This window comes from Halomonas sp. PAMB 3264 (assembly GCF_031954245.1).
Lineage (GTDB): Bacteria > Pseudomonadota > Gammaproteobacteria > Pseudomonadales > Halomonadaceae > Vreelandella.
In genome coordinates this window covers 2,347,164-2,359,737 of sequence record NZ_CP134866.1, presented here as the reverse complement: position 1 = coordinate 2,359,737, position 12,574 = coordinate 2,347,164, and the positions used below count along the sequence as shown (strand labels likewise).

The 12,574-nt window shown below is 62.2% G+C and carries 13 protein-coding genes; 7 read left to right on the top strand and 6 right to left on the bottom strand.

Annotated features, from left to right (window positions below):
* The first annotated feature begins 61 nt into the window (after window positions 1-61).
* The 6 genes from sufB to RN347_RS10655 all read left to right on the top strand — a co-directional run bounded on the left by sufB (window position 62) and on the right by RN347_RS10655 (window position 6,358).
* Window positions 62-1,504 carry a Fe-S cluster assembly protein SufB gene (sufB, locus tag RN347_RS10680; RefSeq protein WP_263586806.1) on the top strand — a complete coding sequence of 481 codons (1,443 nt, stop codon included), beginning with the start codon at window positions 62-64 and terminating at the stop codon, window positions 1,502-1,504.
* A gap of 82 nt (window positions 1,505-1,586) precedes the next feature.
* Window positions 1,587-2,336 (top strand): Fe-S cluster assembly ATPase SufC, encoded by a 750-nt coding sequence (sufC, locus tag RN347_RS10675; RefSeq protein WP_263586807.1) that lies wholly within the window; start codon window positions 1,587-1,589, stop codon window positions 2,334-2,336.
* Window positions 2,333-3,673: a Fe-S cluster assembly protein SufD gene (gene sufD / locus RN347_RS10670; protein ID WP_311958213.1), complete on the top strand. Its 1,341-nt coding sequence runs from the start codon at window positions 2,333-2,335 to the stop codon at window positions 3,671-3,673. The genes sufC and sufD overlap by 4 nt, the downstream gene beginning before the upstream one ends.
* Before the next feature lie 25 nt (window positions 3,674-3,698).
* Window positions 3,699-4,964 carry a cysteine desulfurase gene (locus RN347_RS10665; RefSeq protein ID WP_311958212.1) on the top strand — a complete coding sequence of 422 codons (1,266 nt, stop codon included), beginning with the start codon at window positions 3,699-3,701 and terminating at the stop codon, window positions 4,962-4,964.
* Between the two features lie 5 nt (window positions 4,965-4,969).
* Window positions 4,970-5,539 carry a putative Fe-S cluster assembly protein SufT gene (sufT, locus tag RN347_RS10660; protein ID WP_263586810.1) on the top strand — a complete coding sequence of 190 codons (570 nt, stop codon included), beginning with the start codon at window positions 4,970-4,972 and terminating at the stop codon, window positions 5,537-5,539.
* Window positions 5,540-5,560: 21 nt separating this feature from the next.
* Window positions 5,561-6,358, top strand: a complete 798-nt coding sequence (locus tag RN347_RS10655; protein ID WP_311958211.1) for an ElyC/SanA/YdcF family protein — start codon at window positions 5,561-5,563, stop codon at window positions 6,356-6,358.
* A gap of 12 nt (window positions 6,359-6,370) precedes the next feature.
* Here the strand turns inward: RN347_RS10655 and RN347_RS10650 are convergent, their stop codons facing one another.
* The 4 genes from RN347_RS10650 to RN347_RS10635 all read right to left on the bottom strand — a co-directional run bounded on the left by RN347_RS10650 (window position 6,371) and on the right by RN347_RS10635 (window position 9,480).
* A complete protein-coding gene (locus RN347_RS10650; protein WP_252109740.1) occupies window positions 6,371-6,817 on the bottom strand; it encodes a hypothetical protein in 447 nt (148 codons plus the stop codon).
* A gap of 88 nt (window positions 6,818-6,905) precedes the next feature.
* Window positions 6,906-7,814, bottom strand: a complete 909-nt coding sequence (gene rimK, locus RN347_RS10645; protein WP_263586812.1) for a 30S ribosomal protein S6--L-glutamate ligase — start codon at window positions 7,812-7,814, stop codon at window positions 6,906-6,908.
* Between the two features lie 38 nt (window positions 7,815-7,852).
* Window positions 7,853-8,293, bottom strand: coding sequence for a RimK/LysX family protein (locus RN347_RS10640; protein ID WP_263586813.1), 441 nt, complete (start codon window positions 8,291-8,293; stop codon window positions 7,853-7,855).
* Between the two features lie 152 nt (window positions 8,294-8,445).
* Window positions 8,446-9,480 carry a DUF3549 family protein gene (locus tag RN347_RS10635; RefSeq protein ID WP_311958210.1) on the bottom strand — a complete coding sequence of 345 codons (1,035 nt, stop codon included), beginning with the start codon at window positions 9,478-9,480 and terminating at the stop codon, window positions 8,446-8,448.
* A 288-nt stretch (window positions 9,481-9,768) separates the two neighbouring features.
* On the opposite strand from RN347_RS10635, the gene RN347_RS10630 reads away from it, so the two are divergent.
* Entirely contained in the window at window positions 9,769-10,101 is a 333-nt protein-coding gene (locus RN347_RS10630) for a YqcC family protein (RefSeq protein ID WP_263586815.1), read from the top strand.
* A 91-nt stretch (window positions 10,102-10,192) separates the two neighbouring features.
* On the opposite strand, the gene RN347_RS10625 is transcribed toward RN347_RS10630, so the two are convergent.
* Entirely contained in the window at window positions 10,193-10,831 is a 639-nt protein-coding gene (locus RN347_RS10625; RefSeq protein WP_311958209.1) for an OmpW family outer membrane protein, read from the bottom strand.
* Window positions 10,832-10,984: 153 nt separating this feature from the next.
* Window positions 10,985-12,475, bottom strand: coding sequence for a sodium/proline symporter PutP (gene putP / locus RN347_RS10620; protein WP_263586817.1), 1,491 nt, complete (start codon window positions 12,473-12,475; stop codon window positions 10,985-10,987).
* Window positions 12,476-12,574: the final 99 nt, after the last annotated feature.

The following is a 12,574-nucleotide window of genomic DNA, read 5'->3' as shown; positions in this document are numbered from 1 at the left end:
AAGGCGTTAACTTTATGGACGGCGAGCAGGCTCGCCACCCAACGGCCTGGAGGGTACGACCATGGCAAGCGAAGAGATGGAACAGCTGGTTCGTCGCGAATACAAAGATGGCTTTGTGACCGACATCGAGAGCGACACGCTGCCACCTGGTTTGGACGAAAACACCATCGCCTTTATTTCCAACAAGAAAGGCGAGCCAGAGTGGATGCTCGAGTGGCGCCTGGACGCCTACCGTCAGTGGCTCAAAATGAAAGAGCCTTCCTGGGCGCACCTGGATTACCCGCCGATCGACTACCAGGCGATCTCGTATTTCAGCGCGCCCAAGCGCCCGGAAGACCGCCCGCAGAGTCTCGACGAAGTCGACCCCAAGCTTTTGGAAACCTACGAAAAGCTTGGCATTCCGCTGCACGAGCGAGCGGCCCTTGCCGGTGTGGCCGTGGACGCGGTGTTCGACTCGGTGTCGGTGGCGACCACGTTCAAAAAGCAGCTGGCCGAGGCGGGCGTGATCTTCTGCTCGATTTCGGAGGCGATCCGCGACTATCCGGAGCTGGTCAAACAGTACCTGGGCACCGTCGTACCCAAGGCGGATAACTACTTCGCCGCGCTCAACTCGGCGGTGTTCACCGACGGCTCCTTCGTGTTCGTGCCGGAAGGCGTGACCTGCCCGATGGAGCTCTCGACCTACTTCCGTATCAACGCCGCCAATACCGGCCAGTTCGAGCGCACCCTGATCGTCTGCGAAAGCCGGGCCACGGTGTCGTATCTCGAGGGCTGCACCGCGCCGATGCGCGACGAGAATCAGCTCCACGCCGCGGTGGTCGAACTCGTGGCGCTCGATGACGCCTACATCAAGTACTCCACCGTGCAGAACTGGTACCCGGGCGACGAGAACGGTGTCGGCGGTATCTACAACTTCGTCACCAAGCGCGGCGAGTGCCGCGGTGATCGCGCGCGCATTAGCTGGACCCAGGTCGAAACCGGCTCGGCGATCACCTGGAAATACCCCTCGTGCGTACTGCGCGGCAAGGACAGCATCGGCGAGTTTTACTCCGTTGCAGTCACCAATGGTCGCCAGCAGGCAGATACCGGCACCAAGATGATTCACGTGGGCGAGGGTACGCGCTCCTACATCGTCGCCAAGGGCATCTCCGCCGGGCGTAGCGATCAGTCCTACCGTGGACTCGTCAAGATCGGCCCCAGAGCCAAGGGCGCGCGTAATTTCACCCAGTGCGACTCACTGTTGATTGGCGATACCTGCGGGGCGCACACCTTCCCGTATCAGGAGATCGGCAACTCCACCGCGAAAATCGAACACGAAGCGACGACCTCGAAGATCGGCGAAGACCAGCTCTTCTACTGCCAGAGCCGGGGTATCAGTGAAGAGGACGCGGTGAGCATGATCGTCAACGGCTTCTGCAAGGACGTCTTCCAGGAGCTGCCGATGGAGTTCGCCGTCGAAGCCGAGGCGCTTTTGAACGTGACGCTGGAAGGCGCGGTCGGCTAAGCGCCGACGCCAGCATTTTTCGCCACTACCTGTTGTTTAAGCGTCGCACCTGCGACTCGCTGGATTTTGAAGGGTTATTACCATGTTGGAAGTTACCGATTTACACGTCACCGTCGAAGGCAACGAAATCCTCAAGGGCCTGACGCTGACCATCAACGCCGGCGAAGTTCACGCTATTATGGGCCCCAATGGCGCCGGCAAGTCGACTCTATCGGCGGTCATCGCCGGTAAGGATGGCTATGAAGTGACCCAGGGCAGCATCACGTTCGAAGGCAAGGACGTGCTGGAGATGGAAATCGAAGAGCGCGCCCAGGCGGGCCTGCTGCTCGGTTTCCAGTACCCGGTCGAGATTCCGGGGGTCAAGAACATCTATCTGCTGAAGTCGGCGCTCAATGCCCAGCGCGCTGCTCGCGGTGAAGGCGAAATGCCCGCGCCCGAGTTCATGAAGCTGGTTAAAGAGAAGCTTGGTTTCATGAAGATGGACGCAAGCTTTCTGCAGCGTGCGGTCAACGAAGGCTTCTCCGGCGGCGAGAAAAAGCGTAACGAGATCCTCCAGATGCTGGTACTTCAGCCGAAACTGGCGATGCTCGACGAGATCGACTCAGGACTCGACATCGACGCCATGAAAGTCGTGGCCGACGGCGTCAACAGCCTGCGCGCCGAGGATCGCGCCATTTTGCTGGTCACGCACTACCAGCGTCTTCTCGACTACATCGTGCCGGACAAGGTGCACGTGCTGGTCAATGGCCGCATCGTCAAGACCGGCGACGCCGAGCTTGCCAAATCCCTCGAGGCGAACGGATACGAAGGTATCGAGGAGTCCGTGGCATGAGCGATACCCAGACGTTTTTGGATACGCTAAAAACGCGCAGCGTCAACTACAGCGGCGAGCCGAGCTGGATCGCCGCCCGCCGCCAGGCGGGCGCGGCCCGCTTCGAGGCGATGGGCTTTCCCACCCGCCGCGACGAGGAGTGGAAGTACACCGACGTGCGCGCCATTGCTCAGGGCCACTTCAAACTTGCCGACGATGGCGAGTTCTCCCAGGCCCAGGCGGCAACGCTGACACTGCCGGTCGAAGCGTATCGCCTTTCCTTCGTCGACGGCGTTTTCGCACCGAAGCTTTCCGATATCGATGCGCTGCCCCAGGGCGTTCAGGTGCTGCCGCTCTCGAAAGCCCTGGAAGAGAACCACGAAGCGGTCGGCGGGCCGCTTGGTCGTTTGACCAGCGTCGACTTCTCGGCGTTCGCCGCGCTCAACACGGCATTCATGGAAGAGGGCGCGGTGGTACGCATCGCACCTAACACCGTGGTCGACAAGCCGATCATTTTGCAGTTTCTCTCCCGCGAAGGTGAGGCGGTCATGTGCCACCCGCGCATTCTCGTCGAGGCGGGCGGTCGCAGTGAAGCGACGGTGATCGAGCACTACGCCGGCGAAGCGAATGCCGCCAACTTCACCAACGTGGTGGCGGAGCTGATGCTCGATCGCGGCGCGATCCTGACCCACTACAAGCTTCAGGAAGCGCCGATCGGCGATTTCCACGTGGCGAGCATTCACGTGGAGCAAAGCCGCGACAGCGTCTACACCTCGTATAACCTGAACCTTGGCGGGGCGCTTGCGCGTAACGACATCATCGCTGATCTCAACGGCGAAAACGCCTATACCAACCTGTACGGGCTGTTCTTTGGCCAAGGTCGCCAGCACGTGGACAACCACACCAAGGTCAACCACAACGCGCCGCTGACGTTCTCCAACGAGAACTACAAGGGCATTCTCGGTGACCGCGCTCACGGCGTGTTCAACGGCCGCGTTTACGTCAAGCGCGACAGCCAGAAGATCGAAGGCTTTCAGAGCAACCAGAACCTGCTGCTCTCGGACCGTGCCCACATCGATGCCAAACCGGAGCTCGAGATCTACGCCGACGACGTCAAGTGCTCTCACGGCACCACGACCGGCCAGCTCGACGAAGAGGCGGTCTATGCGCTGCGCACCCGCGGTATCGACGAGGCCACCGCACGCGGTTTGCTGACGCTGGCTTTCGCCGGTGAGGTGCTCGAGCAGGTTACGCTCGATGAGATCAGCGAGCGCGTCGAGCTCGCCGTGGCGGGCAAACTGCCCGAGCGCTTCAACCTGGCGGGGCTGGTCGAGATCGCCGCCGCCCTCAACGAGTAAGCGCTTAATCACCAAGGAGCGAGCCATGCCTGACACCGCCATTGATGTGCGTCCTGCCGTCCAGGCGCCTTTCGATTTGAAGGCGCTGCGCGATGAGTTTCCGATACTCGCTCGCGAGGTTCACGGAAAGCCCCTTGTGTATCTGGATAACGCGGCGACCAGCCAAACGCCTTCGCGCGTGATCGACGTGTTCAACCACTACTACACGCGTTACAACGCCAATATCCATCGCGGCCTGCATACGCTGGCCGACGAGGCGACGGCGGCGTTCGAAGGCACCCGTGCCCGGGTTCAGGCGTTTTTGAACGCCGAGGATTCGCGTCAGGTCATCTTTACCCGCGGCACCACCGAGGCGATCAACTTGGTGGCGCAGAGCTGGGGGCGCCAGAATCTGAGCGCCGGTGACGAGGTGCTGATCTCGATGCTGGAGCACCACTCCAACATCGTGCCCTGGCAGCTTTTGGCCGCCGAGCGTGGTTTTACCCTCAAGGTGATTCCGGTCGACGAGCGCGGCGCGCTCGACATCCGCGCCTACCGGGCGCTTTTGAGCGAGCGCACCAAACTCGTGGCGGTGAACCACGTCTCCAACGCTCTGGGCACCATCAACCCCATCAAGGAGATGGCAAGGCTTGCCCACCAGCAGGGGGCGCTGATACTGGTCGACGGCGCCCAGGCCGCGCCGCACCAGAAGATCGACGTGCAGGATCTGGACGCCGACTTCTACGCCTTCTCCGGGCACAAGGTATACGGGCCGACCGGCGCGGGCGTGCTCTACGGCAAGAAGGCGCTGCTCGATTCGATGCCGCCCTGGCAGGGCGGCGGCGAGATGATCAAGACCGTCTCGTTCGAGCCCTCTGGCACGACCTTCGCCGAAACGCCGCACAAGTTCGAGGCGGGCACGCCGGCAATTGCCGAGGTGATCGCCATGGGCGAGGCGCTTGGCTGGGTCGAAAGCGTGGGGATCGAGGCGATCGGTCAGTGGGAAAGCGCGCTTTTGGCCCACGCCACCGAGCGGGTAAGCCAGATCGATGGGCTCAACATCATCGGTACCGCACCGAACAAGGCCGGGGTGCTGTCGTTCGTCGTCGACGGCGCCCATTCCCAGGATATCGGGCTTTTGATCGACCAGTTGGGCGTTGCCATTCGCACCGGCCACCACTGCGCGCAGCCGCTTTTACACCATTTCGGGGTCGAGGCGACGTGCCGCGCCTCCTTTGCGGCGTATAATACGCTCGAGGAGGTCGACACGTTCGTGGCGGCGCTCGAACGTGTCATTAAAATGGTGAGATAACGCCTATGGATATCGAGCAAATCGCAAGCCTGACCCGAGGCCAGAAATTGCCGCTGCAGCGTGATGTCGAGGCAATTGCCATTCCCTTTGGCACCACCCAGACGCTGGCCGAGGATAGCGAGGTCAGCGTCATGCAGGCCAAGGGCAGCACGGTCAGCGTGGGCTTCGAAGGGCGGCTCTACCTGATCGAGGGGCGCCACCTGGACGCGCTGGGGCTCGAGTCCCTGCCCACACCGACACTCGATGAGTCGGCCTCCGAGGCGGAGATCGAGGCGTTCGTCTGGGATCAGCTCAAAACCTGCTTCGACCCGGAGATTCCGGTCAACATCGTCGATCTGGGGCTGGTCTACGGCTGTCGCATCGACCGGCTGATCAGCGGCGAACGGATGGTGACCGTTCGCATGACGCTGACCGCCCCTGGCTGCGGCATGGGCGAGGTGATCGCCGCCGACGCGCGCAGCAAGATCCTCGGCGCGCCGCAGATCTCGAAGGTGCATACCGAGATCGTCTTCAGCCCGCCCTGGAGTCGGGACATGATGAGCGACGAGGCCAAGCTTGAGCTCGGCATGTTCTAAGGGCGGCCGGGGCGCTGCTGAATGGCTAGTTTCGTGAAACGCACGATCAAGTGGCTACTGATGTCGCTGGCAGCGCTTTTGCTGCTGGCGACATTCGTGTTTATAGCCGGCAACGTTTGGGTGTTGGCCAGCACCGCCCGTTATATCGACCGGCCCGTGGCCCAGTGCCGTACAAGTGACGTGGCGGTGGTGTTCGGCACCTCGAACTGGACTCGCAGCGGGCTTCGAAACCCGCACTTCAACGCTCGTATGCGCACCTCCGCGGATTTGATCGCGCGCGAGCGCGTCAATCACCTGCTGCTTTCCGGCGATAACCGCACCCAGGCCTATAACGAGCCGCGAGCCATGTGGCGCGACCTTCACCGCCGCGGTGTACCGTCCACGCAGATGACGCTGGATTTCGCCGGCTTCAGTACCTACGACACCTTGGCGCGGGCGAAGGACGTCTTCCAGCTCAATGAGGCGGTGCTGGTGACCCAAAGCTGGCATCTGCCGCGGGCGGTTTACATCGGCCGGTCGCTGGGGATGGAGGTGACGGGGTGCGTGGCGGAGCAGCGCCGGGCGGCGGGGGAGTGGCGCTTGCGGCTTCGCGAAGTCGCCGCCCGAGTGGCCACCCTGGGCGATCTTTATCTTTGGGGGCGCGCGCCCCACTTTCTCGGCCCGGCGGAGCCCATCGAGGTGGGCCCCGGCGAGGCGCAAGAGGCCGGCTACGTACCGTTGGTCTACCGACTGCCGGTCGTACTCTCTTTAAAGGACGCCGCGCTGGAAGAGGCCGATGCAACGCTCGAGCGTCAGGCACCGAAGAAGCCCGCTCGGTAAACGTTCAAAAGATCAGCGTTTGGCGCGCTGCTTTTGCAGGCTGTAGAGCTCGCGAATCAGCTCGCGACACGCTTTCATTGCGGCATCGATCACCGGTTCGATCGGCTCGGGCAGCGGGTGGGTGAAGAGCGTGGAGAGCGCCTGCATCAGCACCCGCTCCTGCTCCAGCAGCTCGTTGATCAGCACCTGGCTGTCGTTACCCACGAAGCTTTTTAGCCGACTCCAAAGCCACAGAAAGTCGTCGCGTTCGACGTCGGCATCGCGAGGCAGCATCTTGAGATGGGTGCGCGCAAGCGACTGTAGCTGGCGCATCTGTTTGAGCCTGGCGGCGTAGTACGGTTTAAGGCTGTCACGCAGCGAGGGACGCAGGCGTTCAAGGTTATCCTGGAAATAGTCAATACTGTCGGCCAGCGCTTCCAGCACGCTGTCCATCGCCACCTGGCGATTATCAAGAAACATGAGCGTCTACCTCCTTCGGTGACGCAAATTGTGGCGGGGGTGGCCGGGATTTGCCACCCCTTGAACGGATTATTTTAGCGGTTTTACCTTAACCTTTAGGCTTGGGCGGGGCCTTACGCGACGGGGCCGCGTTTTTCTCGATCTGCTCGATGATCAGCCCGGCGATGTCCTTGCCCGTCGCGGTTTCGATACCCTGAAGCCCGGGCGAGGAGTTGACCTCCATGATTACCGGGCCGTGGTTGGCGCGTAGAAGATCCACCCCCGCGACCTGAAGTCCCATCGCTTTGGCGGCGCGGATCGCCGTCGAGCGCTCCTCCGGCGTAATACGGATGACGCTGGCGGTACCGCCACGGTGCAAATTGGAGCGAAACTCGCCTTCGGCGGCCTGGCGCTTCATCGCCGCCACCACCTTGTCGCCGATCACGAAGCAGCGAATGTCGGCGCCCTTGGCCTCCTTGATGTACTCCTGCACCATGATGTTGGCCTTCATGCCCATGAACGCCTGCACCACCGATTCCGCGGCCTGGTTGGTCTCGGCGAGCACCACGCCGATTCCCTGGGTACCTTCGAGCAGCTTGATCACCAGCGGCGCGCCTTTCACCATGGTGATCAAATCGGGAATGTCATCCGGCGAATGGGCAAAGCCCGTGATCGGAAGCCCGAGCCCCTTGCGCGAGAGAAGCTGCAGCGAGCGCAGCTTGTCGCGCGAGCGGGTGATCGCCACCGAATCGTTGACCACGTAAGTACCCATCATCTCGAACTGGCGCAGTACCGCGCAGCCGTAGAAGGTGACCGAGGCGCCGATACGCGGAATGACCGCGTCGAAACGCTCGATCTCGGCGCCCTTGTAGTGAATCGACGGGTGGTGGGCGGCGATGCTCATGTAGCAGCGCAGGGTATCGACCACGCGAGCCGTATGGCCACGGGCCTCGGCGGCCTCGATGAGCCGGCGCGTCGAGTAGAGGTTGCGGTTACGCGAAAGCAGGGCAATATGCATACAGGGCTCCGGTTCGGATCACGATAAGAGGTGCAGGTTTAGGGTTCGCCGTGCAAAAAAGCGGCGCCCGGCGCGACCAGCAGGCGGCGCATGGCGCGACGACCCAGCAGCATCGGATGGCGCATATTGCTGCGGTCGGTGAGCGTTAGCTCGACGGGGAAATTGAGCTCGCCCAGTATCACCGGCGTGCGAATCACGTAGCGCCACTCGCTGTGGCCGTTGGAGCTGGTGACGCGGCGCCGGTCATGCAAATGGAGCGTATAGCGGTGCGAGGGCGTGGCGGGCCCGCCGCTATGGGTAACAAAGCTGATCCAGAGCTGGCCGTGTTCGTCCTCTTCGGTCGTGATCTCCTCGGCGTGAAGCGCCGAGGTGCGCGCGCCGGTATCGGCCTTGCAGCAAAGATGCAGGCCAAGTTCCGGCAGCGTCACCATTTCGCGACGCCCGATGACGGCTTTCGCCTGATAAGGTAGTTCCTTCACGATCACTCCTTGCGCGCCCGGGTCGAAGGCCCGGGCCGAATTCCAGATAAGGCCCGGGTATCGCTACGAAAACGGATTGGCTTCAACCACCGGCTTGATTAACGGCTGACTTTATTAACGACTAACTTTATTAATGACTGGTTTCATTAACGTTAGTGGCGCGGGGCCAACTTCGCCAGCCGCGATTGTACGGCGCTGCCCTCGGGGGCATCGCGCAGCGTCATGAGGACCAGAAGCCGCAGCCGCGGAACCAGCGCGATATCGCGCACTAGGGCGTTGAAGTCGGTATCTTCGCGCGCCGCCAAGCGGTGCAGAAACAGCGGCAGCCGCTCGGCGTCTTCTAGCCACTCCCAGCCGCGCCCGGCGATCGCCGCCAGTACGTCCGGCCCGCACGCCGCCGAGTCCTCGAGCAGCGCCAGATACCAACGCCCTACGGCCGCGCTTTCACTGGCGCCCACCGCGCGTACGCAGGCGCACAGCGTTTCGATATCGCCTTCGCTTGCGGCAAGCTCGCCGCGCTCGATCAGCGCCATTACCAGCCGCTCGTCGAGCACGCAGTGTTCCAAACACAGACAGAGTGGGCGAATCACATCGCGCTCAAACTGGTTTGCCGTAATCGAATCGGCCAGGCGTTGCTGGGTGGGCGCGTCGCTGCGCACAGTGTAGTCGGCAATACCCTGAAGGCCCAATGCCTGCCAGTCGATGGTCTGCTGACCGCTCAGGTAAGCCTCCACCGGCTCGAAGTGCTGGCTGGCGGGAAGATGCTGGTCGAAGGTGGCGCGAGCGTTGAGCATGGCCTGAAACGGCAGGCTCGGGGTGAAGGCCAGGGGGTTGTCCTGCATGAAGTGCTCACTGCTCGCCTCATTCTGACCAACGTTTGCCACGTTACGCCCCAGGGTTTCCACCAGGCGGTTCAAAAAGCCGTCGCGGGAAGCCGGCGACAGCATGCCCTGTTCGTCGAGGGCAAAGGCGAGAAACCAGATCGCGGGCTCGGCCATGTCGCCGATGCGAAACGCGACGGCCACGCGCGCCTGCCCCTGCCAGGGCATGGGCCAAGCCGTCTCACCGCGCTCGAAGGCGGCCAGCGTCTCTCGCGGGCACGGGGTGACGCGTCGGCCCATATGGTAAATGGCCACCTCGGCGCCGCTTCGCTTAAAGAACTCGTCCAGGGTATTCAGTGCTTGCATGTGATCCTTTCCTTTCGCGAACGGGCACTCTACCTTGAGCCGCCCCCGGTGTCAGCCGGAGTTTGCGCGCTGACGCCTCTTGATGATCAAAAATTGAACAACTTGACCCAGGGCCCATCGCCGTAAGCGTCTCGTCACCTTTCCATAGTTTATCCACAGCCTCTTGCAGGTTTTCTGTGAATCCGTGGATAACCGTAAAAGTGGCGGCAAAGCGATGCGCGCCCTCATGGCAACGCGGGCGCGAAAAGGCGATAATGGCACGTTCATGCACCGACTCCCCAGGAGCTTATGAGCGTACATCCATCGCTTCACCAGTCGCTGCGCGAGCTCGAAGCCGCGATGAAGGCGGCCGGCCTCTGGCGTATGCCCACCCCGGATGCCCCGGCGTTCGAGAGCCGCCAGCCATTTTGCGTCGATACCATGTCGCTGCCGCAGTGGCTGCGCTTCGTCTTCATCGCAAGACTCGATGCGCTGGTCGAGGCCAAGGCGCGAATGCCGGCAAAGTGCGAGGTCGCCCCGGCGGTCGCCGCCTATCTTCAGCAGGAGAAGGTGCGCGCAAGCGATCAGCTGCTGGTCGTTCAGGCCGTCGAGCGCGTCGACAAGGTCGTGACCGAAGGCTAGAAATGCCGCTTACCTGTTAAGCACTGGCATGCCAAAAGCCCGGCGTCGAGCGTCGGGCTTTCTTTTTGCAAGCGTTTGAACGATCCATGGGCTAGAAGCGGTAGCCAATCCCCGCCATGACCACCACCGGGTCGATGTCGATACTGCCGGCCGCGCTTCCCGCCACGGTGGCGTCGCTTTCGATATCCAGGTACCAGGCCGCAGCGTTCAAGGTCCAGTGCTCGTCGATGATCAGATCGAGTCCGAGCTGTCCCGCCGCGCCCCAGCTGTCGTCCAGCGCCAGCCCCACGCCGTCGATATCTACTTCCTCGCTTGAAAAACGGGTGTAGTTGACCCCGGCGCCAACGTAAGGCTGAACCCGCGACTGGGTGCCGCCGAGCGGGTAGTACTGCAGTGTCAGCGTCGGTGGCAGGTGTTTGGTCGAGGCGATGTTGTCGCCGTTCAAGCGAACGTCGTGCTCGAAGGGGAGGGCGGCGAGCAGCTCGACGCCGAGCTTGTCGTGAAAACGGTAGCCGAGCGTAAAGGCGAAGCCCGACTTATCCTCGACATCGACACCAAGGTCGCCCAGCGCCGTATCGAGCGTGCCGTTATCACTTTTAGGGGCGACCTTGGCGACCCCGATGCGGGTGAAGAAATCGCCCTGGCCGTAGGCCAGCGCCGGGGTGCTGGTAATGAGGGCGGCCGCGGCGAACCCGGCGGCAGTGATAGTGGTAGTCCAGAGTCGACCCATGATGCTTCCCTCGTGATAGCGTGACGTTTGGCGTTGATAGCGTTGGTACAGCGTAACGCCAGCGGCAGAGGGCCTTTTTGATCTGGCTCAACGACTTAAGCGACGGGGTACAAAAAAGGCCACCCGAAGGTGGCCTTGTTCATGCTTGAGCGCTTAGCGTTCGATATGGCGATACTCGCCGGCATCGCGAGTGGCGCTACTAACCACCATGATCGCGATGAACGAGGCGATGAAGCCCGGGATGATCTCGTAGATGCCCGGCCCGCCCAGAAATTCGGCGTTGAAGCCCAGCGTGATCCAGAGCATCACGGTCACTGCACCCACCACCATACCGGCAATGGCACCGGCGCCGTTGGTGCGCGACCACATCAGCGACAGCAGAATCAGCGGACCGAAGGCCGCGCCGAAACCTGCCCAGGCGTTACTCACCAGCCCCAGTACCTGAGACTCCGGGTCGGAGGCGATGATCGCGGCAACGATCCCCACCAGCGCCACGCTCACTCGGCCCACGGTCACGGTCTCTTTCTCGGAGGCCTCCTTGCGCAAGAACAGCCGGTAGAAGTCTTCGGTCAGCGACGACGAGGCAACCAGCAGCTGGCTCGAAATGGTACTCATCACCGCCGCCAGCAGCGCCGCGTAGAGGAAGCCGGTGATCAGCGGGTGGAAGAGCAGGTCTGCGAGGATGATGAAGATCGTCTCCGGGTTTTCCACGTCCATGCCGTTACGGATGGCGTAGGCGCGCCCGAAGATACCCAGCGATACCGCACCGATCAGCGACACCGCCATCCAGCTCATGCCGATGTTGCGTGCGATCGGCACGTCCTTGAGGCTGCGAATGGCCATGAAGCGCACGATGATGTGCGGCTGACCGAAGTAACCAAGCCCCCAGGTGACTGCGGAGAGCCAGCCGATGAAGGTGAGCCCGTCCGTCCAGGAGAGCAGCGTCGGGTCGACCTCGTTGAGGGTTTGCGAGGCCTGAGTGAAGCCGCCGCCGCCTTCGCCGAACAGCACCACCGCCGGCATGATGATCAGCGCCAGCATCATGATACAGCCCTGCACGAAGTCCGTCAGGCTGACCGCAAGAAAGCCGCCGACCACGGTATAGACCAGCACCACGCCGAGCGTGATGATGATGCCGGTACCGTAGTCGCTGAACCCACCCAGGTTGATCACCCCGGCGAAAGCGCTCTCGAACAGCCGCCCACCGGCGACCAGGCCCGATGCGGTATAGACCGCGAAGAAGACCACGATGACGATTGCCGACACCGTGCGAAGCGACAGCGCCCGCGTCGGAAAGCGGTTGGCCAAAAACGCCGGAATGGTGATGGCGTTGCCGTAATGCACGGTCTGCTCACGCAGGCGCGGTGCCACCAACAGCCAGTTGAAAAACGCGCCCACGAACAGGCCGATACCGATCCAGGCCGAGCCCAGTCCGGAGACGAACATCGCCCCGGGCAGGCCCAACAGCAGCCAGCCGCTCATGTCCGAGGCGCCGGCGGAGAGCGCGGCTACTTTCGGACTCAAGGTTCGCCCGCCGAGCACGTAGTCCTCGGAGGTGGAGGTCGAGGTGCGCATGGCATATAGGCCGATGCCCACCATGAGCGCAAAATAAGCGAAAAGACTGATCCACACGCCAATAGCCATGGAAGTTCCCCTTTGGATTTTAAGTAAAGATCGGCGCGACTTATTGTTATCGACTCAAAAGCGATTCGTCGGCCGAGCAGTCAATTTTACTTCACCCCC

What these genes read in the sequence shown, in the direction of transcription:
- sufB (WP_263586806.1), top strand. Translation starts at nt 62, where the DNA reads ATGGCAAGCGAAGAGATGGAACAGCTGGTTCGTCGCGAATACAAAGAT.
- sufC (WP_263586807.1), top strand. Translation starts at nt 1,587, where the DNA reads ATGTTGGAAGTTACCGATTTACACGTCACCGTCGAAGGCAACGAAATC.
- sufD (WP_311958213.1), top strand. Translation starts at nt 2,333, where the DNA reads ATGAGCGATACCCAGACGTTTTTGGATACGCTAAAAACGCGCAGCGTC.
- RN347_RS10665 (WP_311958212.1), top strand. Translation starts at nt 3,699, where the DNA reads ATGCCTGACACCGCCATTGATGTGCGTCCTGCCGTCCAGGCGCCTTTC.
- sufT (WP_263586810.1), top strand. Translation starts at nt 4,970, where the DNA reads ATGGATATCGAGCAAATCGCAAGCCTGACCCGAGGCCAGAAATTGCCG.
- RN347_RS10655 (WP_311958211.1), top strand. Translation starts at nt 5,561, where the DNA reads ATGGCTAGTTTCGTGAAACGCACGATCAAGTGGCTACTGATGTCGCTG.
- RN347_RS10650 (WP_252109740.1), bottom strand. Translation starts at nt 6,817, where the DNA reads ATGTTTCTTGATAATCGCCAGGTGGCGATGGACAGCGTGCTGGAAGCG.
- rimK (WP_263586812.1), bottom strand. Translation starts at nt 7,814, where the DNA reads ATGCATATTGCCCTGCTTTCGCGTAACCGCAACCTCTACTCGACGCGC.
- RN347_RS10635 (WP_311958210.1), bottom strand. Translation starts at nt 9,480, where the DNA reads ATGCAAGCACTGAATACCCTGGACGAGTTCTTTAAGCGAAGCGGCGCC.
- RN347_RS10630 (WP_263586815.1), top strand. Translation starts at nt 9,769, where the DNA reads ATGAGCGTACATCCATCGCTTCACCAGTCGCTGCGCGAGCTCGAAGCC.
- RN347_RS10625 (WP_311958209.1), bottom strand. Translation starts at nt 10,831, where the DNA reads ATGGGTCGACTCTGGACTACCACTATCACTGCCGCCGGGTTCGCCGCG.
- putP (WP_263586817.1), bottom strand. Translation starts at nt 12,475, where the DNA reads ATGGCTATTGGCGTGTGGATCAGTCTTTTCGCTTATTTTGCGCTCATG.